This window comes from Sphingobacterium sp. UBA1897 (assembly GCF_002337775.1).
Lineage (GTDB): Bacteria > Bacteroidota > Bacteroidia > Sphingobacteriales > Sphingobacteriaceae > Sphingobacterium > Sphingobacterium siyangense.
This window is the reverse complement of sequence record NZ_DDGR01000027.1, coordinates 116,055-141,876: the sequence shown is the minus strand read 5'-3', so window position 1 is coordinate 141,876 and position 25,822 is coordinate 116,055. Positions and strand designations below refer to the sequence as shown.

General features: G+C 39.7%; 23 protein-coding genes. 18 read left to right on the top strand and 5 right to left on the bottom strand.

Going from position 1 to position 25,822, the window contains the following annotated elements; genetic code table 11:
- Nucleotides 1–35 precede the first annotated feature (35 nt).
- Nucleotides 36–422: a winged helix-turn-helix transcriptional regulator gene (locus tag B4N43_RS19070; protein WP_286735865.1), complete on the top strand. Its 387-nt coding sequence runs from the start codon at nt 36–38 to the stop codon at nt 420–422.
- A gap of 4 nt (nt 423–426) precedes the next feature.
- Here B4N43_RS19070 and B4N43_RS19065 read toward each other — a convergent pair whose 3' ends face one another.
- Nucleotides 427–900 carry a DinB family protein gene (locus tag B4N43_RS19065; protein WP_075991343.1) on the bottom strand — a complete coding sequence of 158 codons (474 nt, stop codon included), beginning with the start codon at nt 898–900 and terminating at the stop codon, nt 427–429.
- Nucleotides 901–1,094: 194 nt separating this feature from the next.
- Between B4N43_RS19065 and B4N43_RS19060 the strand changes: the two genes are divergently transcribed.
- The 10 genes from B4N43_RS19060 (at nt 1,095) to B4N43_RS19015 (ending at nt 18,553) form a co-directional block, all read left to right on the top strand.
- Nucleotides 1,095–1,715, top strand: a complete 621-nt coding sequence (locus B4N43_RS19060) for an RNA polymerase sigma factor (protein WP_075991344.1) — start codon at nt 1,095–1,097, stop codon at nt 1,713–1,715.
- A gap of 60 nt (nt 1,716–1,775) precedes the next feature.
- Nucleotides 1,776–2,975, top strand: a complete 1,200-nt coding sequence (locus tag B4N43_RS19055) for a FecR domain-containing protein (RefSeq protein ID WP_088160479.1) — start codon at nt 1,776–1,778, stop codon at nt 2,973–2,975.
- Nucleotides 2,976–3,107: 132 nt separating this feature from the next.
- Entirely contained in the window at nt 3,108–6,572 is a 3,465-nt protein-coding gene (locus tag B4N43_RS19050; protein WP_286735864.1) for a carboxypeptidase-like regulatory domain-containing protein, read from the top strand.
- Between the two features lie 4 nt (nt 6,573–6,576).
- Nucleotides 6,577–8,310 (top strand): DUF4397 domain-containing protein, encoded by a 1,734-nt coding sequence (locus tag B4N43_RS19045; protein ID WP_286735863.1) that lies wholly within the window; start codon nt 6,577–6,579, stop codon nt 8,308–8,310.
- Nucleotides 8,310–9,515, top strand: a complete 1,206-nt coding sequence (locus tag B4N43_RS19040; protein WP_286735862.1) for a hypothetical protein — start codon at nt 8,310–8,312, stop codon at nt 9,513–9,515. The genes B4N43_RS19045 and B4N43_RS19040 overlap by 1 nt, the downstream gene beginning before the upstream one ends.
- Nucleotides 9,516–9,526: 11 nt before the next feature.
- A complete protein-coding gene (locus B4N43_RS19035; protein ID WP_286735861.1) occupies nt 9,527–10,648 on the top strand; it encodes a fasciclin domain-containing protein in 1,122 nt (373 codons plus the stop codon).
- Nucleotides 10,638–11,981: a fasciclin domain-containing protein gene (locus B4N43_RS19030; RefSeq protein ID WP_286735860.1), complete on the top strand. Its 1,344-nt coding sequence runs from the start codon at nt 10,638–10,640 to the stop codon at nt 11,979–11,981. The genes B4N43_RS19035 and B4N43_RS19030 overlap by 11 nt, the downstream gene beginning before the upstream one ends.
- Before the next feature lie 3 nt (nt 11,982–11,984).
- Complete coding sequence (locus tag B4N43_RS19025; protein ID WP_088160484.1) at nt 11,985–12,983, top strand: fasciclin domain-containing protein; 999 nt, start codon at nt 11,985–11,987, stop codon at nt 12,981–12,983.
- Nucleotides 12,984–13,083: 100 nt separating this feature from the next.
- Nucleotides 13,084–16,335, top strand: coding sequence for a TonB-dependent receptor (locus B4N43_RS19020; RefSeq protein ID WP_088160485.1), 3,252 nt, complete (start codon nt 13,084–13,086; stop codon nt 16,333–16,335).
- Nucleotides 16,336–16,396: 61 nt separating this feature from the next.
- Nucleotides 16,397–18,553, top strand: coding sequence for an IPT/TIG domain-containing protein (locus tag B4N43_RS19015; RefSeq protein WP_088160486.1), 2,157 nt, complete (start codon nt 16,397–16,399; stop codon nt 18,551–18,553).
- Nucleotides 18,554–18,692: 139 nt separating this feature from the next.
- Here B4N43_RS19015 and B4N43_RS19010 read toward each other — a convergent pair whose 3' ends face one another.
- The 3 genes from B4N43_RS19010 to B4N43_RS19000 form a co-directional block, all read right to left on the bottom strand.
- Nucleotides 18,693–19,430 carry a metallophosphoesterase family protein gene (locus B4N43_RS19010; protein WP_088160487.1) on the bottom strand — a complete coding sequence of 246 codons (738 nt, stop codon included), beginning with the start codon at nt 19,428–19,430 and terminating at the stop codon, nt 18,693–18,695.
- 192 nt (nt 19,431–19,622) lie between these two features.
- Nucleotides 19,623–20,384 (bottom strand): SDR family NAD(P)-dependent oxidoreductase, encoded by a 762-nt coding sequence (locus tag B4N43_RS19005; protein ID WP_286735859.1) that lies wholly within the window; start codon nt 20,382–20,384, stop codon nt 19,623–19,625.
- 93 nt (nt 20,385–20,477) lie between these two features.
- Nucleotides 20,478–21,392, bottom strand: coding sequence for a helix-turn-helix domain-containing protein (locus B4N43_RS19000; RefSeq protein ID WP_286735858.1), 915 nt, complete (start codon nt 21,390–21,392; stop codon nt 20,478–20,480).
- Between the two features lie 167 nt (nt 21,393–21,559).
- Between B4N43_RS19000 and B4N43_RS18995 the strand changes: the two genes are divergently transcribed.
- The 7 genes from B4N43_RS18995 (at nt 21,560) to B4N43_RS18965 (ending at nt 25,204) form a co-directional block, all read left to right on the top strand.
- Entirely contained in the window at nt 21,560–21,985 is a 426-nt protein-coding gene (locus tag B4N43_RS18995; RefSeq protein WP_075991356.1) for an organic hydroperoxide resistance protein, read from the top strand.
- 3 nt (nt 21,986–21,988) lie between these two features.
- Nucleotides 21,989–22,357, top strand: a complete 369-nt coding sequence (locus B4N43_RS18990; RefSeq protein WP_286735857.1) for a DUF1304 domain-containing protein — start codon at nt 21,989–21,991, stop codon at nt 22,355–22,357.
- Between the two features lie 12 nt (nt 22,358–22,369).
- Nucleotides 22,370–23,005: a nitroreductase family protein gene (locus B4N43_RS18985; protein WP_286735856.1), complete on the top strand. Its 636-nt coding sequence runs from the start codon at nt 22,370–22,372 to the stop codon at nt 23,003–23,005.
- A gap of 47 nt (nt 23,006–23,052) precedes the next feature.
- The gene (locus B4N43_RS18980; RefSeq protein WP_075991359.1) at nt 23,053–23,484 is read left to right on the top strand and encodes a MarR family winged helix-turn-helix transcriptional regulator; all 432 of its coding nucleotides are present in this window, start codon (nt 23,053–23,055) and stop codon (nt 23,482–23,484) included.
- Between the two features lie 155 nt (nt 23,485–23,639).
- On the top strand, nt 23,640–24,368 hold the full coding sequence (locus B4N43_RS18975; protein ID WP_232475689.1) for a 2OG-Fe(II) oxygenase: 729 nt from the start codon (nt 23,640–23,642) through the stop codon (nt 24,366–24,368).
- Nucleotides 24,369–24,378: 10 nt separating this feature from the next.
- A complete protein-coding gene (locus tag B4N43_RS18970; RefSeq protein ID WP_075991360.1) occupies nt 24,379–24,639 on the top strand; it encodes an Ada metal-binding domain-containing protein in 261 nt (86 codons plus the stop codon).
- 136 nt (nt 24,640–24,775) lie between these two features.
- Entirely contained in the window at nt 24,776–25,204 is a 429-nt protein-coding gene (locus tag B4N43_RS18965; RefSeq protein ID WP_075991361.1) for a hypothetical protein, read from the top strand.
- A gap of 23 nt (nt 25,205–25,227) precedes the next feature.
- Here B4N43_RS18965 and nudK read toward each other — a convergent pair whose 3' ends face one another.
- The gene (nudK, locus tag B4N43_RS18960) at nt 25,228–25,809 is read right to left on the bottom strand and encodes a GDP-mannose pyrophosphatase NudK (RefSeq protein ID WP_088160490.1); all 582 of its coding nucleotides are present in this window, start codon (nt 25,807–25,809) and stop codon (nt 25,228–25,230) included.
- Nucleotides 25,810–25,822 lie beyond the last annotated feature (13 nt).

The window sequence follows — 25,822 nt, the reverse complement described above, 5'->3', positions numbered from 1 at the left end:
AGTTAACAAGTGGTAACTAGTTGTTAGAAATCAATATGGGACAAGTTTTGGACGGAAATCAAATGCGGGAGGCGAGTTGTACAGAAGAATTGCGCGCTATGCGTGACGCGCTGGATATTTTGGGTGGAAAATGGAAATTGATGATATTACGTTATTTGGCTAATCGGGAGTTGCAGGAAATCCATTTCAAAAAAATGGAACGGGAGATTCAGGGAATTTCTGCAAAAGTGTTGACAAAAGAACTTCGAGACCTTGAATTAAACTTGTTAGTCGCCCGCCAGCCAAGTGAAGACCCCGTAAAAGTGTTTTATAAAATTACGGCCTATGGTAAAAGTGTGTTCCCCGTCACCGAATCTTTGGTCAGTTGGGGTTTGGAATACCGAGAGAAAGTGAAACAGGAACTCGCTGTACTAGCGAAATAACAATTTATTCCGATTGACGAATTACCTTTTTGATCAGTGAAATCTGACCAAGGTGATAATAGCTATGTTCGATTACAGCTTCGATATTTCTGAGGTAAGATCCATACTTTTTATCAATAAATGGCTGGTCGAAGAGGTTTTCTTCAAATTGGGCAATGCTGTTGGCAAATGTGGCTGCGTTTTTTAGGAATCGATCTACGAGTGTATCCCAGTCTGCTTTGGATCGGATAGGCGGGATATCAAAGCTATACTTATCGCTGATTTCCAATTTTCCGTGTTTAAATGCCATCAGTAACCCCTCGAGGTAATAATTGATATGATAGGTTAGGGCAGCGATGGAATTCAGATCATTTATTTTGATTATGGCTTGTTTCCAGGTCGTGTTCAATAGTTGTTCCTGATAGTTGGTGTTGGCAATCCAACGTCCATTCAAAAAAACTTCGCGAAGTCTGTCTGCAAGAAATATACGTCTTTCCATTTTGTGTTAAAATTTTCCAATGATTAGTTTTTTCCTGCCTTTTTGCCATTATTTACCCGTTATAGCTATAGGAAGAATTAGTATTGATTTTCTAATTCCAATTTACATACAATTTTCCTATTCTTCATCTTTGGTTAATCTCTTGTTAATAAGACTTTCCTTTTTTTGTATAAAGTCATTGTTACCAAGATATCATGTTTGCACTAACCGGAAAAGATCTAAGAAATATTTGGGACCAATTTGTGGCAGAGGAGTGTGAAGAATCATTTTATACGTTATATAAACATTATTACCACTATCTCTCTTATTTGGGGCTAAAAAAGAAAATGTCGGTACAGCGTGTTCAGGATAGCGTGAATGATGTGTTTCTACATCTATGGGAGAAAAAGTCTAGCAATCGTCAGATACGTAATCATCATAATTATATTATTACGGTTTTCTTTCAAAAACTTTTCCGCAAGGAATCACTGAAGCTGACAGATTTGGATTTTGTGGAAGAAATCCATGATCCGTCAATCCATCACTCTGTTGAAGACCAACATATCCGTGCGGTAACAACAAATACAGTAACACAGTTGGTTGCAGAGCATATGGAGCAATTAGGGACAAAACAACGATTGGTGATTTACCAACGATTTTTTTTGGATCTTTCTTATCAGGAAATCGCTGATGCCAATCAGGTTTCGATCCATACGATCTATAATACCATCTATAAATCACTAGAAAAAATAAAAAATAATCTTTCTAGTGAACAAGAAATCTTTCTTAAAGTTGCCGTAGGGCTACTTTCTTCATTTTTGTTGATTTTTTCTTAAAAACGAGTAGTGAAAAAATGACCCTGCCCACTCTATTGTATAAATTACGATTAGAGTAGTATGAACGAACTTAATTTGCAAGCGTTATTATTGGACGAATCTTTTGTGAACTATTGTAAGGGAACAAATAAAGAGGATATCGAAAAATGGGAAAAATGGTTACAAAAATATCCTGAACATAAAGCGTCCATCGCGGAGTTGCAGGAAACCATTGTGGCAATGGGACATTATGCGGGCGAACTATCCGTTCAAACAAACTATGAGCGTTTGCAGTCTCAAATAAAAAAGCGCGCTAACCAGCACAGCTTCATAGAAATTGGTACGGCTGTCTGGTTAAAAATTGCGGCGCTCCTAGTCGTTGTTGGCGCTATCTCACTGTTTCTATTTAAACAACAGCTTGCTGAAGAACAGCCAAAAAACGTACAGCATATCGGTGCTCCGGGAAAGGATGATGCCTTATTGACATTAAAAGATGGCTCCGTTGTTTCCTTAGCTGATATAAAGAATGGAAGTGTTGTTGCACTTCAGGGCGGGGTAGAAATACAAAAGAACAACGATGGTGAATTGGTGTATAAGGCTGTTGAAAAGGAACGGATTGCCAGTACAGCAATGAATAAAATTGCGACGAATAGGGGAAATCAATATCAAATTATATTGCCAGATGGATCGAAAGCTTTCCTCAATGCAAATTCAACCCTGACATATCCTTTGAAATTTAGTGAAAACGAACGGCATGTCCATATGACCGGAGAGGTTTACTTTGAAATTGCAAAAATTGAGACGGAAATGGGAGGGGGAAAACGAATTCCTTTTTACGTGGAGACAGCAAATCAAAAAATAGAGGTACTTGGTACGCATTTCAATGTCAACGCATATGATGACGAACCTTATACAACAACAACTTTATTGGAGGGAAGTGTACGCGTTAGTTCGAAAAAAAGAAATGAATCGGTGCTCTTAAAACCAGGGCAGCGGGCCTTGTTAAATGAAGCCCTGCGTGTAGAAAATGTGGATATTTCTCAGGAAGTAGCTTGGATAAATGGTGACTTTGTTTTTAAAGGAGAGGAGTTAGTAAGTCTGCTGCGTAAAATTTCAAGGTGGTACAACGTGGATGTAACATGTCCTGAACGACTTGAAAAGTTGAAATTTGATGGTATGGTATCGCGTTCTCAACCGCTATCTACCATTATTGATATGTTGCAAACAACAGGAAAAGTAAAATTAACGCTAAATGGAAGGAGGCTTATTGTGATAGATTGACCTATCTAATTTTTACGATAAGCCGGATAAAAAACAACCAAAGGTGCTGGTAACACCTTTGGTCAATGTGTTAAGCTTATCGATCATGTTGCGATTCAATGATCATCAAATAATATTAACAACAACAAATATATGAGTTTTTATCAATGCATGCGTGTTATGAAAATCACCATGGTATTTTTAACTTGTTTGTTGGTGAAAGTCAGTGCGTTTACTTACGGTCAACGTATTACACTTAACAAACAAAATAGTCATATCCCAGCTATATTAAAAGAAATAAGGCAGCAGAGCGGTTATGACTTTTTTTACGATAATGGGCTCTTTAATCGAGCAAAACCCGTTAATGTCAATCTAAACAATGCAACTGTTGAAGAAGCATTGAATATATGTTTTGCAGGACAACCGTTCGGTTATGTTGTGAAAAATAAACTGGTTGTTGTTACGGCGCTTCAGACTGCGCTGGAAAAGCCCGCCGATGTATTGCAGCAGCGCTTGGCTGGTCGAGTCATTGATCAACAGACAAAAAGGACATTGGCCAGTGTTTCAATCCGTGTTAAAGGGACATCTGGAGGAACGAATTCTGATGCAAATGGAAACTTTTCGCTATCGATTTCTAAAATTCCTACTGTTCTCGTTCTTTCCTATCTGGGCTATCAGACCAAGGAAATTGAAATTAATGATGTGAAGGAAAACCTTGTCATTGGGTTGAACCCTCTTGCTACAGCATTGGAAGAGGTCACCGTTCAGGCAAGGCGTAAAATGAACACTGAAACGGCCGTGCTGGAAGAACGTAAACGCGCTTCTATTGTACAGGATGCTATTTCGGCCGAATTGATTGAGCGTACGGCCAGTATCACGACTACACAGGCATTACAACGCGTTACTGGTGTTACGGTGACTGATGATAAATATGTTGCGATAAGAGGGCTAGGTGATCGATCTGTGATCGGTCAGTTGAACGGCGTAAGATTGGCTTCATCTGATCCTGACCGTAGTGCCATCCCGTTGGATCTCGTTCCGGCTTCTTTATTGGATAATATTACCGTTTATAAAACAGTAACACCAGACAAACCTGCCGATGCTGCTTCGGGTATCGTTGAGCTCAAAACGAAATCTGTGCCTGAGAAAATGACATTTGAGCTTATCGCTCAAACCGGGCTCAATTCGAACATTGGTTTGGGGGGGAATTATAACAGCTTTTGGAACAGTGAGATGGGATTATTGGGAACACGAATCAATAAAAAAGACCTTTCCTCGGATTTTCTAAATCTTGCAACGCAATATCCCAATGGATTAAGTTCTATCCAGGATATGATCGCCAATAGCAACTATAGTCCCTCAGGATATCAGGAGGTAAACCGGGTTAATACAATTATGAAAGGGTTTGATCCCGTTATGACGACTCGATACCGCCGCGCACCCATGAATCAACTTTACTCGGCAACATTCGGTAATAGTTATGATGTTTTTGGAAAACACAAACTGGGGATTGTCGTCGGAGGAAATTATTATAGAAGAACCGCTGATATTTATCAGGGCGAACTGACCCAGTATAGCATCTATCAAGGGGTAGTGACTGGTAACCCTGATATTTTTAGTTTTAGGAATATCCCTAATTATATTACACCGAATAGTCTTTTTATGGGGAAGTATCAAACTTATCGTGAAAATACAGGAACCGAAACACTAAACTATGGTACACTTGTAGGGGTCACCTACCGTTTTAATCCACAGCATGAGGTCAGTATGCAATATTTGGGAAGCTGGGGAGGAGAGTCTATCGCAACAAATTTAAATGGACGCTATGAGTATTCGGGCTTGCCTGGCGAAGTCAGAAGTACTATTCATTCGCTTAAACAGACTTTCCGTAATCTGAATACCTTTAACCTACAGGGCGAACATAAGTTTTTGAAAAATGAGCTCTCGCCTCGTTTGAGTTATAATGTTGCAACGTCAAAGTCCACGCAGAATGACCCGGATTTTAGATTTGCAAGTCTTGTAGACTACAAACCTCGGGGTGGGGGATGGTATCGACGTCCCATTATAGGTGAGCAGGCTCATTTTGATGACTATGTATATTCTGAACATCTCTATGCACTTACATCGGGCTATGTAAACGGATTTGGAAATTACGGTATTATTCAAGCGGAACCTAATGGTCGGAGATGGCGGAATTTGAACGAAGATAATTTTAATGCAAAAGCTGATCTGAGTTTTCCTTTCAGGCTATTGGGTGAAAAGCAGTTGTTTAAAACGGGGTTCAATTATTTATTTAGGGATCGTAAATTTACAGAAAACCAGCTGTTTCTGCCAGGTTCAAATTTTACGGGTAATAAGGCCATTCCTTTGTATGACGTCCAAGGCAATTTAGACCGTTTGGTAAGCAATGAAATTGTAGGTGTTGTATTACCAAAAGCGGGACAGGGTGAAGGTATGATGCCAGTAGGTGGATTTCTATACAATAGCCAAAAATCGCCAAATAACTACAAGGGTTATTTTGAAACCAATGCATTATATGGTATGCTGGATCTCAAGATTGCTGAACGATTCCGCATGGCTGGAGGAGTTCGGTTTGAGATGACAAATATTGGTTCGGCAGTGGATACTACTAATGTATTTTTAGACCCTGCACTGACCGCAACATCTCCAGATGGTACACGTATTCCACTGGATCCGATTAATCCCAATTCTGTCTATAAAACAAAATATAAACCATTCTATTCAGTCAATGCAACCTATACGTTGAATGACAACATGAATTTTCGTGGGGCCTTCAACACGACCCTGGCTAGACCTGAATTGCGTGAGATTACCAATGTATTTGAATTTGATGCCTTTCAAATGGGCTTAGTTGTTGGTAATCCCAATTTGAAAAACCAATATACCCAAAATGCGGATTTTCGTTGGGAATGGTTTCCTGCTAAAGGAGAGGTTATTGCCGTGTCAGCTTTTGGAAAGCGTATAGAAAATCAATTGGTTAAGGTATTTAATCTAAAAACCCAAGGGTTAGCTGCTACTTATCCGGAATTTCCAACCATCCAATTTCAGAATGACGGTAATATTGGTAAGGTATGGGGATTGGAATTTGAAGTTGTCAAGAATTTGGGAACCTTATATGATCCTTTAAAAAACTTGTTTTTGGGTACCAATCTTTTATTGGCACAAAGTGAAATTAAAAAATCTGAGGAGCGTTATGAAGCAAATCGTTCACTGGATAGATATACGCCAAAAAATAGTCCGTTGTTTGAACAGGCTCCTTATTCGATTAATGCTTGGTTAAACTATGATAACGACAAATCAGGAACCGATCTCACAGTGACCTTTAATATGGTTGGGGAACGCTTAGTCCAAATTAATCTGACAGGGGAACCCGATCTGTATACACAGCCCGTGCCTTACCTTGATTTTGTTTTTTCTCAAAAGCTCAATAAACGGATCTTGTTTAAAGGCTATGCCAAAAATATAATGAATCCTGCTATTAAAACTGTTTATGCAAATCCGCAAACCGGAGGAAAGTGGTATGGAAATGAGTATATCAACAGAAGTTATAAGCGCGGGGCAGAAATTATGATCGGTTTTACCTATAACTTATTTTAATCTAATGAAAATCAGTATGTTTAAGCGTGTGGGGCGTCGGTTTTTTGGTGTTACAGCTTTATGTTTTTTATCCTTTGTTTCTTGTAAAAAGGAAAAACTGGATGTGATTAATGACAATCGTCCTGTAACTGAAAACCGGCCAAATTCAAATACTAGAATTGTTAATCTATCTGACTTTAATCAGGTTATTGCTAATGGCGACAGCTTGACAAGTTTTGTTGTGTTGCATCCGTTAAATCCGGGGAATCATAAATATCCTGGAACCTCATATTTCCCAACAGACGGACGTTTGACAAAGACATGGACAGTTCCACAAGATCTTTTTGACCAGAAAGAAGAGGCAGACCTTACGTTTGCAGCTCGCTTTTATCAGGGTTTTGGTTTGAACCATGATTTTAAAGTCAAGGTTGACAATAGTTATGAGCAACCTAAGGATTATTTTTTGCTTCCTTCTTTAATCATGAATGGTCAACCTGAAGTTGTTGCATTAACGCGGGCTATGACTAGTCCCAGTAAGCCGGACCATTTTAAGATTCGGATTGTTAACCTAGCTGGAGCGATCAAAAACCCTTCCAATGGGATGGGCGGTGCACAGGAGAATCTCGTTGGTGCAATATCGTTAGCTTATGCTGATGGTACTTTGGTTGATCAAAAAACGAATGATATTTCTGTCGCACGCCGCAATTCAGACTATATTGAACTGCCCTATGGGACCTATCAGTTTAAAATATTGTTAGCGGATGGCAGACCCCTCCCTTCTTTGGGCTCAGGGCGGTTTGAGTATGGGCTTATTGATTTACCGACTTCCACCATTCCAAAAGATTATGCAAAGTCTACTAATTTTGCTTATGCTCCGATTCAGGATTTTCAACCTGGTGGTGTTTATACGATCGTAGTCACCCCGCAGCGATTTAGTTATTTCTCAAATGAGATGAACGAAACAGCTGAGGCCTATCAAAATTCGTTTCAGATTATCACAGACATTGCAGCGCAGGTTAATCAAAGTTATTTGAGGATACAAGGTGTAAATGCATATAAGGATCAATCGATAGGGTTTAAGGTCGATGGAAAGGTTATTGCCAGTGGTATCGGATTTGGAAAAGGAAGTAATTATAGTGTGTTTACCCAGAAGCAATATGATATAGAGGCTATAGATGCAACTGGAAACGTACTTGCGACGATTAAACAGGAATTGCGGAGCAATCAAAATTATACGTTATGGCTCTATCCTGACCTAAATGGAAAGGCTCAGTTGCTTCTCATTTCCAATGATCTGAGTGGTACGCTCCCTTTACCGGCTGAAGACGATGGGACATACAGCCGGCTAGCTTTTAAATTCTTCAACTTTAATCGCTTTTTAAATCTATCGGCAAGCAATCCTTATATCACCTTTACACTGCCTAACGGACAGCCTTTCGGGAACAGCGGTAATGTAAATCTGCAACCTGGGATCCCTTCGATTAATATGCCTTATACCAATGTAAATATTATGACGAATCCCTATGCAATAATGGCTTATCGTTCTAAACCAGACGTAATACCAGGTGTCTGGGCCGACGATATTGACGTATTGCAATCGACCAAGTTTATAGCAAATAAATCGCTGTATACAACCATTGGAAGGCCTCTGCCAGCATTTGAGCCAGGAATTTATACTGTAGCGTTGATTGGGAAAAGTGGTTCGGGATCGTCCGATAAGGAAAAAGCGCGAATGATCATTATCAAACATAATAAATAATGAAAAAGCAAAATATATCAAATCGTATTTGGCTATTGGCCATTTTTATACTATTGCTTGCTTCCTGTACGAAAATTGAATATACACAGATTGCCGAGCCGGCTTATCTACGTGTTTTTAATAATGTCAATTACGTACAGACTATGGGTAGCAAGGATGATAAAGTACCCTATTTCTGCATGCTTATCAATCCGAAAATAGGATCTGATGGAAAATTTACAGGAGCGGAAATTGTAGGTGATTTCTTGGATAAAAGAGATCCTTATGCTCCCCCATATCCTTCTCACATCGGGAACAGTACAGACCCAAGCAATCCCGAATATCCAGGAAAGGAAAATGTCCTAGTCGGTCCTATTTTAAACGGATTTGACTTAAGTAGCTGGGCTCAGGTACCCTCAGGCGAGGTAAGAGTCGTATTTGCGTATCGTCCAAAAAATACGGTACCCTTCTTTGAATTGGAAGATCGTTTGAAAAATGACATTCTGATTGACACGGTGATCAATCTTCAAAGTAAAGAAGTTTATACACTCCATCTTTTGCAAAGGGATTTTATAAAGAAGGATCATGGAATCTTATTGAGACATGAAAATTTCTATAAGCTCCCATTATCAGATTCATTGGTGTATGTAAACTTTTACAATATGAGTGCAAAAGGGTTCTGGGAAGCTGATGCAAGCTTAAAAGATGATGATTATAGGTTGAAAAGCTTCAAAAATGGTGTCAAAGAAGAAATGAATGTGTTTTTGTCACTTTATGAAAGTCAGGAAGAGCTCAGCCATTATGCTGCGAAAGTAAATGGTTACCAAGGGCGTTTTTTGACAACCGTTAAACGTAATACAAGTTCAAATGAAGTGAATGCATATGCAAGTTTTCCGTTATGGGCGAGTAGTAAATCCAACGGTATCCGCACAGCTATTTGGCAACGATTTGACTTTTTTACACCTGGAATGGACCCCGTCACGAATCCATTTTATGATAGTGAGACAAACACAGGTAGCAACTGGGCTGTACTTAATTGTCTCCTGAACGGAAAAGTAGGGTTGACCAGTAATGAAAACGGAACACTGCTTCCAAATTTGTTGGTCAACGTACATTCGGGAAAGGATAATCCACGCACTTTCGCAACGGTCAATACGATCGAAATTGTCAATGGTCGCGTCTACCTAACTACCATACAACGAAAATATGCTCCACCTATTTACTAAAATTAGCAGAAATGATTCAATATAATAGCAAAATAGAACAGAAGGTATCATTGCTTCATGCTATGGGCTGGTTTTCTACGTGCTTATTTATTTTGTTGCTACAAGGCTGCAAACATGATAATCTCACGGTGCCCCAACCTAATGAAAATATACGACCGGCGGCCGATTTTATTCATAATAATTATGAAATGCGCCTCTTTGACGCGGCGCTGGAGAAAACGGGTCTGAATGTCGAACTAAATGGCAAAGGTCCATTTACAGTTCTCGTACCAAACGATCTCGCTTTTAATGAGATCGGTGTGTTTCGTCCAACCGATTTTGATCGAATGAATAAGGATAGTTTGCGGAGACTGATTTCCTATCATATTCTCCCAAGGCGCCTTTATGTGAGCGATATTCCGAGCAACTCGGTGGATTTTAGGTATGCAACACTCGAAGGTTCCGAATTGTACGCCTCAATCGGTTCTATCTCACCTGGGGCTACTACTCCAACAAATATGCTTTTTTTTAGCGGAGCGAAAGCGATCCGCAAAGACGTGGTTTTATCCAACGGAGTGTTGCATGTGCTGGATAAGGTAATGAAACCACAATTTGAGAAAAATATTCAGGATTGGCTCAGTGACAGGAAAGACTATACTGTTTTTGTGGCTGGACTGAAGAAATTTGGTCTGTGGGAACAGCTGGCTGAAAAAGGCCCATTTACGGTATTTGCACCAACAAATGAGGCCCTAGAAAAGAGAGGGGTTACGATGGAATTTTTGGATAGTGCTGTTCCACAGAATTATGTCGCTGAGGTATTGTTTGGTGCCTACATCATGTACGATAAACATTTTTTTATATCGGATTCGCAAGTTTTTACTGTCATTAATTCGAATGGTAATTACAAATACCACTTGAAAGATAAAGTACATTATATGGAATATTTTGCCAACGAAGTCTATCCGACCTGGAAATTGAGTTATAATATGAGACTCCGGGACAATGATACTTTCTATTCGATTATACTCGCTGATGTAACTTATGATGTCGGCGCTAAAATGGACTATTTGTGTAGTAATGGTCTGGTACATGATTTAGATCGAGGGCTGGTGAGCCCAGATCAAGCGATAAAAAAAGGAAAAGATGAAAAATAAATCAATAAATGCCGTTTGGTATATGCTGTTGTTATGTACTACTGCTTTGTCTGTACTGTTATCTTGCCAAAAAACTGAGTTCATGCCGGAGCTTGTGGGGGAGGAAGTTCCCTATAAAAACGAAGCTTCACAGGATGTTACGCAACTATTGACAAAGCATAACGAAGCAAAAGTTTTTTTAACAGCATGGCAGAAAAGTAACATTGTAGCACTGATCAAGGCTGCTGGAGTCAATACAAAAGTGACCGTATTGGTGCCAGCCGATAATGCGTTGAAGCAAGTTGGAATAACACTAGAGACTGTTCAAAAAATGACTACTGAGGAAGCTGCCGATTTCGTCCAATTTTACAGTTTTTTAGGAGATCTTAACCAAATTAAACTTGGTAAATATAGTCTCATGGTTCGCTCGATGTTAAAAAATCAAAATTACCGCGTACCTTTTTATGATAATACCGAGCCAGTTGGCAGACGTTACGACATCTATGCTTATCGTCATTATCTCGCTGTGAAAGATGGCGATTTGCTAGTCAATGGTAAGTCTAAAGGAAAATTAGCTTATGAACCCGCGACAAATGGCGGTATCTATATGTTGGAAAAAGTGATCGAAAAGCCTACTATGACCATATTGGAGGCGCTAATAGCCGATGGAAGGTTTACTTTTTTTGTGGAATCCCAACGTTTGTCCGAGGAAATGTTTTATGAAAAAATGTTGGATGATATTGAACCTCTATGGGGATATCGTATGAGTAAAGAGGAATTTTTGAGCTATTATCCAGAGGCCAGAGTTCCCTATCAACGAGGCTGGGATATAGATAGGGATCCATTTTACAATGAGATACCTAATATTAACCTGACAGCCACCTTTGCACCAACAGATGATGCCTTTCGAAAAGCAGGGTTTAAAAGCGTGGCCGATATTTTGGCTTTTAATGCTAAAAGGGGAGATGTAAGATACGACGACATGTATTTTGAACCACGTGGAGCATATCCGACAGATACTTTATTCAGTTTTCATCGCAATTGGGGCAGAGTGTTTGCAACTAAGGATCCTGCATATGGCATAGCGCTATCTAATAATACCGTCTTTTATAGTAATGATCTGGATCCTGCCTTGTTAAACGATTACTATGTGAATATAGGGGGGAATAGTCAGGTTCAATACGCTTATAAAATGCCGTTAGCTTTTTCTAAAAATGGAAACCAGATCCAAATGAAAATCAAAGAAGCCGAGCAAGCACCGATCAATATTATTGAGACAGATATCAATACGGTCAATGGACCGATCCACGTTGTTGATAATCTACTGCTTCCAAAAGGATTTAAACTTAAATAAAAGATGAGACGACATAATTTTAGTTATAGCAAGTGTAGCCTATTTTTGCTGACGATCAATCTATTATTTGCTTGTAAAAAGGAAGAAAACACGACGAATTTTGATAATAATAAGGTCAACTTGGTCGTTGCTGATAATTTTAATTTATCGGTATTTAATGCTGCATTACGCGTCAGTAATATGGATAAGGAGTTGCAAAAGGGCGAAGGTCCCTATACTTTGCTTGCTCCATCCGACAATGCCTTTGGAAAGGCGGGGTATCCAACTGTCGTGAGCATGCTGTCTGAACGCGCAGCGATAGTTTCTAATATCGCTAATTATCATATACTGGATGGAAAATATGAGCTCAATAAGCTTCCTTTTCTGTTCAATCAAGAATTGAAAACACGTCGCGGTAAGGTTTATGCCACACATTGGGTAAAAGGAGCTGATACAGTACTGACACTGAATGGAGCGCGTATATTGACACAAAATTTGCCTGCATCTAATGGACTGATTCAAGTGCTCGACCGCGTTATGACTCCCTATGTACATGATAAGATTGTCGATGCTATCAACGCAGATGCGAGTATCAGCATATTTGCTCGTGCTATAAAAAGGACCGGCATTTTATCCGAAAAAACAAATCAGGGAGCCTATACAGTTTTTGCACCAAATAATGCTGCAATGACTCTGCTGGGATTTCAATCCGTGCAGGATGTGGAGCTGGCCAATTTAGACGATCTGAAAAAATTAGTCCGCTATCATATTCTCCATGACCGTCGTTTTGTGTACGACTATATCTTGAGTACGGGTAATACAAATATGTCTAAGCAAACCATGCTAGATGGTAACAGTGTAGAGATTAAGTTGGTTCCAAATACCAGCTCTCCGGGCTCTTTTAGCGGTATAACACTTCGGGGTTTGGGAAATACAAATGATGTCTTATTACAGAAACAGGATATCCTTACCGGAGATGGGGTACTACATATTGTCGATCAGGGGCTCCGGCTAACACAGTAATAAGAAGATTTATCTAACGAATTAATGAAACATAGCAATGAATAGATATCAATATGACAGTATATGCTTAGGAAGATCAACCATGACTTTCTATCCTATAATGTCAATACTAAAGCTAATTTTACTCTTTTTGTTTCTTTTGCAAGCGATCAATTCTTTTGCGCAGGAAACTTCGGGTACAATTAACGGAAAGGTGCAAAGTAGCAGTGGAACTCTTGTGGAGAAGGCGACCGTTACTGTGATACACACACCGACGGGGACCCGTTATGTGCAATCGACCGATAAAGATGGATGTTTTACTTTAAATAATATTCGTATTGGAGGTCCATATACAGTTGATGTAAGTAGCATTGGATTACAAACAGAACGTAAAGAAAATATATTTGTGCGTTTGGGAGAAACCTTGCAGACGGATTTTATTATGCAACAGCGTAATGAAACACTTAGTGAGGTCGTTGTGACTGGTCGGAAAGCTGATACAAGGGCAGGGACAGTAGGGACCGGAAATCATTTCAGTGGCGAGCAAGTCAGGAATATGCCTACAGTCAACCGTTCGATTACCGATGTAACTCGGCTTACACCGCAAGGAAGTCGCGATAATAGTTTTGGTGGTACAAACTTTAGGTATAATAATGTCACGATAGACGGTGCCATCAATAATGATGCAATAGGTTTTAGCCCCTCTCTTGGCGGACAAACGGGGACCTCAGGAATGGCGGGGAGCAGTACAAGAACAAACCCCATATCAATAGACGCCATTCAGGATATGCAAGTATATTTGGCTCCCTACGATGTCAAGATTGGAAATTTTACAGGCGGCTCGGTCAATGCTGTCACTCGAAGTGGTACAAACCAAGTCGAAGGTTCGGTTTACGCCTATGGACGGAATGCCGCATTAACGGGTAAGGACCGTGTGGGAACTTTGGGGAAAATGAATAAAGATTTTTATGATTATCAAACAGGTTTCCGAATAGGGTTTCCTTTAATAAAAGATAAATTATTCTTTTTCAGTAATGAGGAGTTTACCAGGCGCCAAGATCCTACGCAGTTGCGTGTTGGGACTATCGAAACAGCTCAGATTCTGGAGCAGCGCGATGTAGAAGCAATAGCCGAAGCCGCTCGTTCTCGCTATGGTGATATTTTTAATATTGGAACCGCAGGTAATTATACAAATTGGTCCCGGTCAACCAAGTTTTTCAATCGTTTAGACTGGAATATAAATGCCAAACATCAGTTGGCAATCCGTAACAATACAATCTTTAGTAAGGCAACTCATATGGATCGGGATCAACAGGATTTTCGGTTCAGTAGTATGGCCTTTGAACAAGAGAACAACCAAACAAGTACCGTTGCGGAATTGAAAAGTAGATTTAGTAATAATCTTTCTTCCAATATTGTGTTGGGATATACACAGGTAAATGATCGACGTGACCCCTTAAGTGATCCTTCCTTACCTCAGGTACAGATACAAGGACGTACACCGGGCACAACAATTTATCTTGGAACTGATCGTGAAGCTAGTATATTTAACATGCGACAAGGTACCTGGGAGATTACGGCCAATCTAAATTGGACAAAAGGTAGGCATAAATTGTTATTTGGAACACATAATGAGCTTTATCGCATTCGGTATGGGTTTGTTAATAGTTGGAATGGCCGGGTTGATTACAATAGTATTGCAGATTTCGTCGCTAATGTTCCGTATCGTGTAAGAGGAAGTTACAACTATAAGGATAATTCACGTTCTTACATTTTGGATCATCCCGCGGCTAACTTCTCTGTTGATATGTATAGTCTCTACATTCAGGATGAAATCCGTATAAATGATCGTTTCCAAATCATACCTGGACTCCGTGCTGATTTGGCAGCATTGCCAACAATGCCGACACGGAGTGATAAAGTAAATGACATGTGGTCTGACCCTACTTTCGGTACAACCTACACCTATACACCACCGAATCGATTAAGAAATGAGTTTCTAAATAGGATACAGTTGTCTCCGAGAATTGGCTTTCGATGGGAGGCAATGGACAATAAACAATTGACTGTACGGGGGGGCGCCGGTTTGTTTACAGGGCGTATACCGTTTGCTTGGTTGGCTTATGCATACTATAATACGGGTAACAGTTACGGTGCTTTCGATCAAAAAGCAGATCAGAAACCATTTGCACCTGGGTCTGACCCTATAAAGCCAAGTCCGAATGGAATAGGTGAGTTTATAGCGCAGAATGGCGCTATCATAAATGATCCAAGTACCGGAAAAACGCAGGTTGATCTGGTCGATAACAATTTTGTGCTGCCACAGGTGTTGCGGTCCAGCTTGGGCATAGATTACAAGGTTGAAAGCTGGAAATTTACGGTTGAAGGTATTTATACAAAGAATATTAAAGATGTTCTATTTCAGCAGCTGAACAACAAGGATAACCCATTATGGTATGGGTATGACGTCAATAAACAACAACCTGTTTATAGCGGTACTGTGGATAATCGTTTCTCGAATGTATATCTTCTGAGTAATACCAATCAGGGGTACCGCTACAGTATAACAGGGACCATTGGGAAAACGATCAAAGAAAAATTGAATGCTACACTGAGTTACACCTATGGAGAATCAAAGGATTTAAGTAATGGCGTACGTAATTCTATGGAAAGTAACTGGCAACTGAATCAGTCACTTATTCCTAATAATCCAAAGTTAGCTTACAGCAATTTCGATATCCGTCACCGTATCGTTTCGAGTATAAATTACGAACAAACTTGGCGTAATGCAGGACGCACGAATTTTACCTTGTATATCAGTGCGCAATCTGGAAGTCCATTTACCTATGGTATCGTCAATAATGGCATACAAGGCTTGCCACAACAAGTAAGTTTGGTTTATATTCCAAGACAGACGGAAACAATTCATTACTTTAAAGATCTTGCAAATGGTCTTTCTGCGCAGCAGCAAGCAGATGCTTTTAATAGGTTCATTGATGGTAATGATTATCTGAGCTCTCGTAGGGGTGATTTTACAGAGCGTAATATGGGACGTACACCATGGAATGTACAGGCAGATCTTCGAATTGCACATGATCTCTTTCTTCAGAAGTCAAAGAAACAATTTATAACATTTTCGGTCGATGTTATGAACTTGACTAATCTAATCTCCAAGAAATGGGGTATTCAGTATTTTTCACCCAATACATTTAATTCGACGAGTAGTGTGGGCCTTACCCCATCATTATTTCCGCCGAGGCAAAATGCTGATAGCTGGCCCGTATTTACCTTTAGTGATCCTGGGCAACCTTATAGCATCGATTATTTTAACTCAAGAGCACAAATACAATGTGGGGTTCGATATACATTCTAGTTTGGTCATTTGGGAAAAACCTAAAAGGATAGCGGATATATAGTTATAAGAATTTATTCCAATGAAAAATACAATTAATCTAGTCATCATATCTATATGGATGGCTATTGCGACGATCAGTTGCAGTAAAAAGGAAGAATTGGTCGATAAAATTCCGGCTAAAGTGGATAGTTATTACCCTAATTCTGGTAAAGCTGGCACACTAGTTACGATTGAAGGACAGGGCTTCAGCGGGGCAATTACAGAATTTTCTGCAACAGTTGCAGGGAGTTCGGCAGAGGTGATTAGCGCTACTCCAACATCGGTTGTTTTACGTGTGCCAAAAGGTGACAAAAGTGGAGGAATTGTCTTGAAGTATGGAAGTAATAGTTTTGATGTTGGTACTTATACCTATCAAGATCTTTCAGTCTCAAAAATTTTTCCGACAAATGGTACAGGAGGCACCCAGCTACGGATTGATGGGGAGGGGTTTGGTAGTACCGATAAACCTGCAGAAGTCTATGTTAATGGCAAAAAAGCTTTGGTTGTAAGTGTTACAGATAAAGTAATCGTTGCAGAAATTCCCGAAGATGCGGGGTATGGTGCTGTAGAAGTTCGTGTGGATGGTAAAAAGTCGCAAGGACAGAATTTTACTTATCAGGTCGTCCGCAGTATTAAACCATTAACAGGTGGGGCGGGAACCAAAGTTACCCTAATGGGTGAAGGCTTCGAAAAAGCCAGTTCGGGGAATATCGTTGATTTCAATGGAAAGATCGCGGTCGTATTGGAATCTAGTCCTGAAAAAATTGTCGTAGTGGCTCCAGCTGGCGTCAGTACAGGACTTCTATCTGTGAATATCAATGAACAGAAAATTTCGGGTCCGAAATTTACGGTTGTAGGCAAGCCTGAAATCGGCGCAGTCTCTCCTTTGAGTGGCCCAAAAGGGGCTGAAATGACAATAAGTGGGCTATTGTTTAGTAAAGAACTTGACGAAAATCAGGTTTTTATAAATGGAAAGCAAGTTGCTGTTTCTTCAAGTAGTGAAAATCAGCTGAAGTTGATCATTCCTGGTGGAACTGGATCTGGAAAGGTAAGGGTTGTAGTCAACGATCAATCCGTGGAAGGACCACAGTTTAAGGATCAGACGCTTGGTATTCATTCTATAAGTCCAGACAATGGTTTGGCGGGAACAAGTGTAACCCTATTGGGAACCGGATTTAGTACAAATGCTGCCGAAAATAGGGTTTATTTTAATGGTGTTTTGACCCCTGTGACCAGTGCTAGTGAGAATAAGTTGGTTATGGAGGCACCACAGGGTGTTGCAACAGGCGAGGTAAAGGTAATCGTTGGCAGTCAAGATGCTTTAGCACCGCAGCCGTTCCGTCGCGCAGGTGTAATGACATTCGTCGGGGGGCCAGGAAGTACGGTATTCGGCAACAACCTAGCTGGAATGGCGATAGATGCGCAGGGAAATTTATATGTCGCAGATCCAGAGAATAAACAAGTTAAAAAGGTGTCCCCGACTGGAAGTGTATCTATTTTGCAGGTAGATGGTGCCAATGCTGTATTCGACTATCCTACAGGAATAGTTGTTGACCCACAAAACAATATTTATGTCAGCGATCAGCGAACAAATCAGATCTTTAAAATTACACCTGCGGGCAAACGCACTATACATGCAAAAGGATTTTCTCCGGGTTCAATGTGTTTAGATCTGTCAGGGAATTTATATGTCGCAGTAGCTGGTTTTGCGCAGGGTATAAACAAAGTCAACGTGGCTGGAAATTATACTAAGGTACCCGGACCTAGTTGGGTAATGGCTAAGCCCTTTGTGGATAGTCAAGGAGTTTTATATTATTCGGATCAGAACACGAGCAGCAATAACGGGATCGAAATTGTAAGACCGGGTGATGCACGTGGGGAACGTTGGGTTGGCGGTTCGGATGCGGGCTATCAAGATGGGATTGGAACGAACACATATTTCAACGGAATAGGCGGTATCACAGCAGGATTAAATAACAGATTGATTGTTGCCGATAACTACAATTATGCTATTCGGGAGGTCAATATGTCGACACGAGAAGTGACTACTTTGATAAAGGGAACGAATGGATATGTGGATGGGACTTTATCGACAGCACGGTTTGGTCTTATAAAAGATGTGGTAGTAGATAAAGATGGTAATATCTATCTTCTGGATGTTGGTAATAAAGCTATTCGGAAACTGTTTCTGAAATAACAATTGTACATACATCCCCGATGCAATCGTATTGTTTTTTAGGAGATCCTTTCTTTGAAAATAATGCGGAGAATGTGTCGGGGATTTTTATGTTAAAAATGAAACGATACTTTTAACTATTGTGGCAAATTGACAATGATTAAAGTGTATTATTCGCAAGTAAGAAGTCTCCGTAGAAATCGGGGATTTTACTCTCGTAAATTGCATTTGCGACAGCTATTATTGGGTAATCTACTTTAACGATCTCGGCATTAATTTCTTTATCAGATAAGGTTATTATTGCGTAGGTCGCTTTTCTGTCTTTTTCTTTACTACGCCCGACTGAACCACCATTGATAAACAAGACGTCTCCATCCTGTTGAATATAAGAATGGTGTGTATGTCCCATCACCAGAATATCGATTGCTCTTTGCTTTAATTGGGTCGATAGAGCATGCTTTGGAGTTGATTCATGGATGTATTCGTCATTGCTTTGGAGACTGGCATGGACAAGAAGTATTTTCCTGAGACTCGTCCCAAGCTTGAAGGTTAGTTCAATGTTGTAGGGTAATGTTGCTAACCACTTTTTATGAGGGGTCGATATCTCTTTTTTACTTAGGTTGATGGCGATTTCCCGATTTGAAGTCTCTATTACATCATGGTGTGGTAAAGGGATAATGGCTTCGTCAAAAGCAATTCTCTGGTCATGGTTTCCTAGTAGACATGGAATGTTTTTTTCTTGTATTCTGTCAATGACTTCATTCCCCCAGGGAGCGAAATCAACAAGATCACCTAAGCAGTAGATTTGTGTTAATCCTCTATTTTTGATATCTGTTAATACCGCATCCAATGCAATTAAATTGGCATGAATGTCACTTATTATGGCAAGTTGTATCATATTCTTATGCTACAAACATAATCATTCGGGTAATCAGTCAACGTACAATTTATGAGGTAAGGAAGAAAATGATAATAGCATTATAATTTTTAGGCTAAAAGGGGAGAAATTGGTTGAAATTGGTGAAGAAATACTTTAAAATAAGCACATAGCTAATAGCCTCAGCTATGTGCTTATTTAGGTGGTAGGTTACTAAAGATTCATCCCGCCGGATACCTCAATACGTTGTCCGTTGATCCATCTTGCGTCTTCGGTACAAAGGAAGGCAACCACACCGCCGATATCGTCAGGTACACCAGCACGTCCTAAAGCTGTAACAGCTGCAATATGCGCATTTGTTTCTTTGTTATCCCGCACATGTCCGCCGCCAAAGTCTGTCTCGATTGCACCGGGAGCGACCACGTTTGCTGCAATACCACGGGGACCAAGTTCTTTGGCAAGATACCTCGTCAATACCTCGATTGCTCCTTTCATCGAGCCATAGGCAGATGATCCCGGAAATGCAAAACGTGCGAGACCAGAAGAAATATTGATAATACGTCCACCATCGTTCAAATAGGGAAGAACTTTCTGCGTGAGAAAAAATACTCCTTTATAATGGATATTATAAGCTGTATCGAATTGCTCTTCCGTAGTTTCCATGAAAGGGGCGTATAATGCTGTTCCGGCATTATTGATTAGGAAATCGAAGTTTGGTTGTCCTGTTTCTTGTTTTATATGCTGTGTAACTCGTTCGATGAAGAGATCAAAAGACTGCACATTGCCTGCGTCTAATTGGAATGCGGCAGCCTTTTGTCCCAAAGACTGTATATGTGAAACCACATGATCTGCTTCTTCTCGATTACTGTTATAGGTTAAGATGACATCGATTCCTTTTTTCGCGAGATTAATTGCCATGTTTCTACCTAAACCACGGCTTCCGCCTGTTACCAATGCTATTTTATTTGTAGCCATTTTAATTTGTTTTAAAGATCCAACAGCACAAAGATCCTCCGAAAAGTTGAACTTTTCCTTGCGAAATGCAAATGGATATTTGCGAAATTCAAATTATAACGATTGAGAACGAAAAATGTTTGGGGCAGAGCCGGTTTGCTTCTTGAAAAAATTGGAAAAATGAGCGATCTCCTCAAAGCCAAGTGAATAAGCAATCTCAGATACATTCCAATCGGTTTGTCGCAGTAAAATTTTTGCCTCCTGTGTGACTCTGGCTGCAATGACATGGCTGGTTGTTTTTCCCGTATTTTCCTTTAAAATTTTATTCAGGTGGTTGACATGTATGGCAAGTCGTTCCGCAAAATCATTAGCTGTTCGTAGTTGTAGACGTTGCATTGGAGATTCAATGGGAAATTGTCTTTCTAGCAATTCTATAAATAGAGATGTGATTCTATTTGAGGCATTAGATGTTGGATTCGTTATACTCTTTGGCTGGAGTTTTTGCCCATAGTGGATAATTTCCAGTACATAATTTCGCATTAGATCATATTTAAAGACGTAATCTGAAGATAGCTCTTTATTCATTTTTAGAAAAATTTCCTCTATTTCAATACGTTGTTCTTCTGATAATTGAAAAATCGGAAGGCCGCCCGGTTGAAAGATAGGGAGATCATCTATGTTAACACCACTTTTATTTCGGGTTAAAAATTCATCGGTGAAAACGCAGAAATAACCCTTTTGATGCTCATCTTTCGGTATCCAATGGTAAGGAACTTTTGGGGTAGCAAATACAAGTGCCGATTCATCGATTTCGATCACTTTGTCGGCATATTCAGCCGTATTTTTCCCTGTGATTAAGCTTATTTTATAGTAGGTACGCTTATTGTAGGGCATGATCGGTTTATCTTTTAATTTAGCTGCAAGTTCCTCAAAGCTGAATACATTAAAATGACCAATCTCTCTTGCGATCTCCTTTGGGATGCTCGCATTGATCTCCTGATAAAACTGTTCAATGGAAGTTGTTTTCATTTAAACCCGATTTGCAATAATCAAATGTACTGGTTTTAGATTACATTCGATACACGCAGTCATGTTTTTGATATTTTGCTATTCTCATTTAAATGTAAATTGCAATATTATATTTTGCACAATATAATTTCTTGTCCTACATTTGTGCAAACAAAACAAATTGAAATATGAAAACGTTATATAACATCGGCGCGACAGCCAAAGGAGGACGAAACGGTCAAGTAAAAAGTGAAAATGGTGTACTGGATTTAGCTGTTCGCATGCCTAAAGGTCTTGGTGGAGCAAATGACGATTATGCTAATCCAGAGATGCTTTTTGCTGCAGGTTATGCTGCGTGTTTTGATAGTGCCTTGAATTTGGTTATTAGGTCAGAAAAAGTAAAAACTGGAGAGACTTCGGTAACTGCACATGTGAGTATTGGACAATTGGATAATGGCGGTTTTGGGTTGGCTGCAGAATTACATGCAAATATTCCGGGAGTGAGTTTGGAAGTCGCCCAGCAATTGATTGAAAAAGCACATCAAGTTTGTCCCTACTCAAATGCAACAAGGGGTAATATAGATGTTAAATTGACGGTATCAACTAACGAATAATAGATGAATAACTTGGCTAATGTGCTGACAGCGCTCGTACTTTTAGAACATGTATACATTGTATGGATGGAAATGTTTGCCTGGGAAACTGCAGGAAAACGTAGTTTTGGCAGGGCTCTTCCTGCTGATCTTTTCAAACCCACTAAAGGGCTTGCCGCAAATCAAGGCTTATACAATGGTTTTTTAGTTGCGGGTTTAGCTTGGTCCTTTTTTATCGATGATCCGGTCTGGAGTGGAAATGTACGCCTGTTTTTTCTAGGCTGTGTCCTCGTGGCTGGGGTTTTTGGTGGAATCACAGCGAGCAAAAAGATATTTTTTGTACAAGGAGTTCCTGCACTGTTGGCAATATTATCCATGATTTTCTTAAAATAATTAAATAATTATATGTCACTACTAGAAGATTTAAAATGGCGTTATGCTGTGAAAGCATACGATCCTACAAAAAAAGTTAGTCAGGAAAATGTAGATAAAATCGTTGAGGCTGCACGCTTTGCACCTACTTCTTCGGGCTTACAGCCATTTAAGATATTGATTGTTGAAAATCAGGCATTGAAAGAAGAATTGGCAAAGGGAGCACTAAATCCAGACTGTATGCGTGAATGTTCACATGTGCTTGTTTTCGCTGCATGGGATCGTTATACGGAAGAACGTATTGATAAAGTTTATGATTTTACAACGGATGAACGAGAACTACCTCGTGGACGTTTTGGTTCCTATACCGAGAAGTTAAAGTCAATTTATCTGAATGAAGCTGCGGAAAGAAATTTTGCGCACACGGCAAGACAGACTTATATAGCCTTAGGTTTGGCTTTGGCTCAGGCAGCTGAACTTCGTGTCGATTCTACCCCTGCAGAAGGCTTCGATAACCATGTGGTGGATACGGTATTGCAATTGGAGAAACATGGATTAAAAAGTGTCTCGTTAATGTATGTTGGTGTGGCGGACTCTTCGAGAGATTGGATTTCGTCAATGAAGAAGGTTCGAGTTCCTAAGGATGAGTTTGTTGTTGAATTCAAATAAGCCCTAAACAACTTTTCAATCCCTCGAAAACTCAATATATTTGCAATATGGATGATTTATTAAAATTAGACAAACAACTCTGCTTTTCCGTATACGTACTGCATAGGGAAATTATGCAGCGCTATCGCGCGATTCTCGAAGAGATTGATTTGACTTATCCGCAGTATATCACGATGATGGCACTATGGGAAAACGACGGACAAACCGTAAATCAGCTTGGTGGAAAACTATACCTCGACAATGGGACACTCACCCCATTGCTAAAGCGTTTGGAGAGTAAATCGTTGCTTACACGAACACGAAGCAAAGAAGATGAACGTGTGGTTAAAATACAGCTTACAGCACAAGGATTGCAATTAAAGGAAAAGGCGAGCTGTGTTCCCATGCAGATTTTTGAAGCCCTCAAGCTCGACTATGCTGATATGCTTCAGCTTAAAGCTTTGGCAGAAAAAATCGTAAATAATGTTGGAAATAGCTAGTTTTTATACGATATGAAATCAAAAAAGGATTAAATACACCAGCCTGTATTTAGTCCTTTTTTTTGTGATATGGATTGTCTTGAGCGATAAATGTTCGCGTTCCTTTTATTATACATCATATTAGCATATTTCGGATTTTTTGGCAGGACTATAATATGGAGATTCGTGCTATGGAAAATGTCATTCAAAACATAGAAAATCTAAATTGGTCTGCGATTACAGAGGAAATGCATAAACATGGTTATGTGGTCATTCCAAATCTATTAACAGATTTACAATGCGATCTATTAAAAGACGGGTATTACGATTCGAGGCTCTTCCGCAAAACTGTCGTTATGGAGAGATATCGATTCGGAATAGGAGAGTACAAATATTTTGACTACCCACTACCTGAGTTGATTCAAACGATTCGATCTCAACTTTATCCCCATCTGGCCGTCATTGCTAATGCTTGGTTTCGCGCGCTGAAAGTCGATAAGTCGTTTTCGATGAAACATGAAGACCTTTTGACGGATTGCCGCTTGAAAGGACAAGAACAGGCAACAGTATTGATTTTGAAATATAGTCAAGGAGGTTTCAATACCCTACATCAGGACTTATATGGAGAAGTCTATTTTCCGATGCAAGCGGTGTTTATGTTGAACGAGCCACAAATAGATTTTACAGGGGGGGAATTTGTCCTAACGCAACAAATACCTCGAGCGCAGTCAAAGGCTATTGTTTTGAAACCCCAAAAGGGAGATCTCGTCCTATTTGCAACAAATTTTAGGCCTGAGAAAGGACGAATCGGATATTTTAGGGTTAATATGAAACACGGGGTGAGTGAAGTTACGGCAGGTGAACGCCATGCGTTGGGTATTATTTTTCACGACGCCGAGAGATAAAACCCGCACAATGGAATGGCATAAAAATATATCAGATGCTTCATTGCACGCCAAGATTCGAACGGGAGAAATTCGCTTAGGAGGCAATGAAAAACTAAAAATTTATGGATTGCTTTGTTGTATTTCCGGAAAAAGGATGAAGCGGGAGAACAGGGTCTTTTTTGCCACTGAGCAAGAAGCGCTACAGCATCAATATCGTCCTTGTGGGCACTGCTTAAAAGCGAACTATGTTGAATGGAAGGAAAAAAATAGGAGATTTGGTGAAGTGTAGGTCGCATTAAGTTCTCTTATATAGAGAATCTAAGTAAATCGAGTTTGGAAAAAGCATCTTATGTCAATTTCCTTGTGTATTGTTGAATTTTGTGTTTATCTTGAGGCAGGGTTAATTATCGTAGATCAAAAGAAAAATGCGTTTATTTTCGATTGCTGTTTATTTTATTTTTTCGGCTCTGCTGTTAATAAGCTGTGAAGAGCGGAGACAAGATACTAAAGTATTGAGTTATATAGCGCATAGTGAACGTGATAGTGCCCGTTTGGATCTTAATCTTTTTGAGAGCCGTTTTCATGGTCAATTGTTCTTTTATAGACCTGGAGGTGAGGTTGATTCGGGAGATATTCGCGGCAATATCCAAAAAGACACATTGCTTGGGGACTATTATTATACACCATTTGGCTGGGGACAGAAAAAAAGAAGACCCTTTGTTTTATTAAAAAAAGGGTCTCTGTATATTTTAGGTACAGGAACGGAGCAAGTGTATATGGGAATTCCACATTATATACCTTCAACCATCAATTTCCAAGACCCAAAGTTTATCTTTGAGAAAGTTAATCACTAGCCCCAATCATATAAATTGGGCGTCTACAGTATATCTTTTAATCGAATATATTGTAGTAGCATAATGGTTTTACCATCTTTGATTTCACCTGTATCAATCATATGTAGTGCTTCTTCGATATTGATTTCTAGAATCTCAATATGCTCTTCCTCTTCTTCTAAACCACCGCCATCGCCAACTTTCATGTTATTGGTGTATTCTGCTATAAAAAAATGTAGAATTTCAGTTACAGAACCTGGAGACATATAAGCTTCAAAGATCTTTTTTGCCTCCTTGATCTGATAGCCTGTTTCTTCTTCTGTTTCCCTTCGTATACAGTCGTGTGGAGAATCTTGATCAAGTAGACCTGCACAAGCTTCGATAAGCATGCCTGATTCATTTCCGTTGATGTAGGTGGGTATTCGAAATTGTCTTGTTAATATGACTGTTTGAGTACTGGTATTATAGAGTAAAATGACAGCTCCATTGCCACGATCATAAGCTTCTCGGCTTTGTTGCTGTACCGTACCATCGGGTTTGCTGTATTGATAAGTCACTTTTTTTAAAGTGTACCAGTTGTCTGATAGAATTTCAGTTTTTACAATTTTAATATCTTTTATTGCCATTTTTAGCGCGTTA

What these genes read in the sequence shown, in the direction of transcription:
- B4N43_RS19040 (WP_286735862.1), top strand. Translation starts at nt 8,310, where the DNA reads ATGAAAAAGCAAAATATATCAAATCGTATTTGGCTATTGGCCATTTTT.
- B4N43_RS18975 (WP_232475689.1), top strand. Translation starts at nt 23,640, where the DNA reads ATGGAGATTCGTGCTATGGAAAATGTCATTCAAAACATAGAAAATCTA.
- B4N43_RS18995 (WP_075991356.1), top strand. Translation starts at nt 21,560, where the DNA reads ATGAAAACGTTATATAACATCGGCGCGACAGCCAAAGGAGGACGAAAC.
- B4N43_RS19050 (WP_286735864.1), top strand. Translation starts at nt 3,108, where the DNA reads ATGAGTTTTTATCAATGCATGCGTGTTATGAAAATCACCATGGTATTT.
- B4N43_RS18985 (WP_286735856.1), top strand. Translation starts at nt 22,370, where the DNA reads ATGTCACTACTAGAAGATTTAAAATGGCGTTATGCTGTGAAAGCATAC.
- B4N43_RS19045 (WP_286735863.1), top strand. Translation starts at nt 6,577, where the DNA reads ATGAAAATCAGTATGTTTAAGCGTGTGGGGCGTCGGTTTTTTGGTGTT.
- B4N43_RS18990 (WP_286735857.1), top strand. Translation starts at nt 21,989, where the DNA reads ATGAATAACTTGGCTAATGTGCTGACAGCGCTCGTACTTTTAGAACAT.
- B4N43_RS19005 (WP_286735859.1), bottom strand. Translation starts at nt 20,384, where the DNA reads ATGGCTACAAATAAAATAGCATTGGTAACAGGCGGAAGCCGTGGTTTA.
- B4N43_RS18970 (WP_075991360.1), top strand. Translation starts at nt 24,379, where the DNA reads ATGGAATGGCATAAAAATATATCAGATGCTTCATTGCACGCCAAGATT.
- B4N43_RS19010 (WP_088160487.1), bottom strand. Translation starts at nt 19,430, where the DNA reads ATGATACAACTTGCCATAATAAGTGACATTCATGCCAATTTAATTGCA.
- B4N43_RS19065 (WP_075991343.1), bottom strand. Translation starts at nt 900, where the DNA reads ATGGAAAGACGTATATTTCTTGCAGACAGACTTCGCGAAGTTTTTTTG.
- nudK (WP_088160490.1), bottom strand. Translation starts at nt 25,809, where the DNA reads ATGGCAATAAAAGATATTAAAATTGTAAAAACTGAAATTCTATCAGAC.
- B4N43_RS18965 (WP_075991361.1), top strand. Translation starts at nt 24,776, where the DNA reads ATGCGTTTATTTTCGATTGCTGTTTATTTTATTTTTTCGGCTCTGCTG.
- B4N43_RS19055 (WP_088160479.1), top strand. Translation starts at nt 1,776, where the DNA reads ATGAACGAACTTAATTTGCAAGCGTTATTATTGGACGAATCTTTTGTG.
- B4N43_RS19000 (WP_286735858.1), bottom strand. Translation starts at nt 21,392, where the DNA reads ATGAAAACAACTTCCATTGAACAGTTTTATCAGGAGATCAATGCGAGC.
- B4N43_RS18980 (WP_075991359.1), top strand. Translation starts at nt 23,053, where the DNA reads ATGGATGATTTATTAAAATTAGACAAACAACTCTGCTTTTCCGTATAC.
- B4N43_RS19020 (WP_088160485.1), top strand. Translation starts at nt 13,084, where the DNA reads ATGTCAATACTAAAGCTAATTTTACTCTTTTTGTTTCTTTTGCAAGCG.
- B4N43_RS19060 (WP_075991344.1), top strand. Translation starts at nt 1,095, where the DNA reads ATGTTTGCACTAACCGGAAAAGATCTAAGAAATATTTGGGACCAATTT.
- B4N43_RS19035 (WP_286735861.1), top strand. Translation starts at nt 9,527, where the DNA reads ATGATTCAATATAATAGCAAAATAGAACAGAAGGTATCATTGCTTCAT.
- B4N43_RS19030 (WP_286735860.1), top strand. Translation starts at nt 10,638, where the DNA reads ATGAAAAATAAATCAATAAATGCCGTTTGGTATATGCTGTTGTTATGT.
- B4N43_RS19025 (WP_088160484.1), top strand. Translation starts at nt 11,985, where the DNA reads ATGAGACGACATAATTTTAGTTATAGCAAGTGTAGCCTATTTTTGCTG.
- B4N43_RS19070 (WP_286735865.1), top strand. Translation starts at nt 36, where the DNA reads ATGGGACAAGTTTTGGACGGAAATCAAATGCGGGAGGCGAGTTGTACA.
- B4N43_RS19015 (WP_088160486.1), top strand. Translation starts at nt 16,397, where the DNA reads ATGAAAAATACAATTAATCTAGTCATCATATCTATATGGATGGCTATT.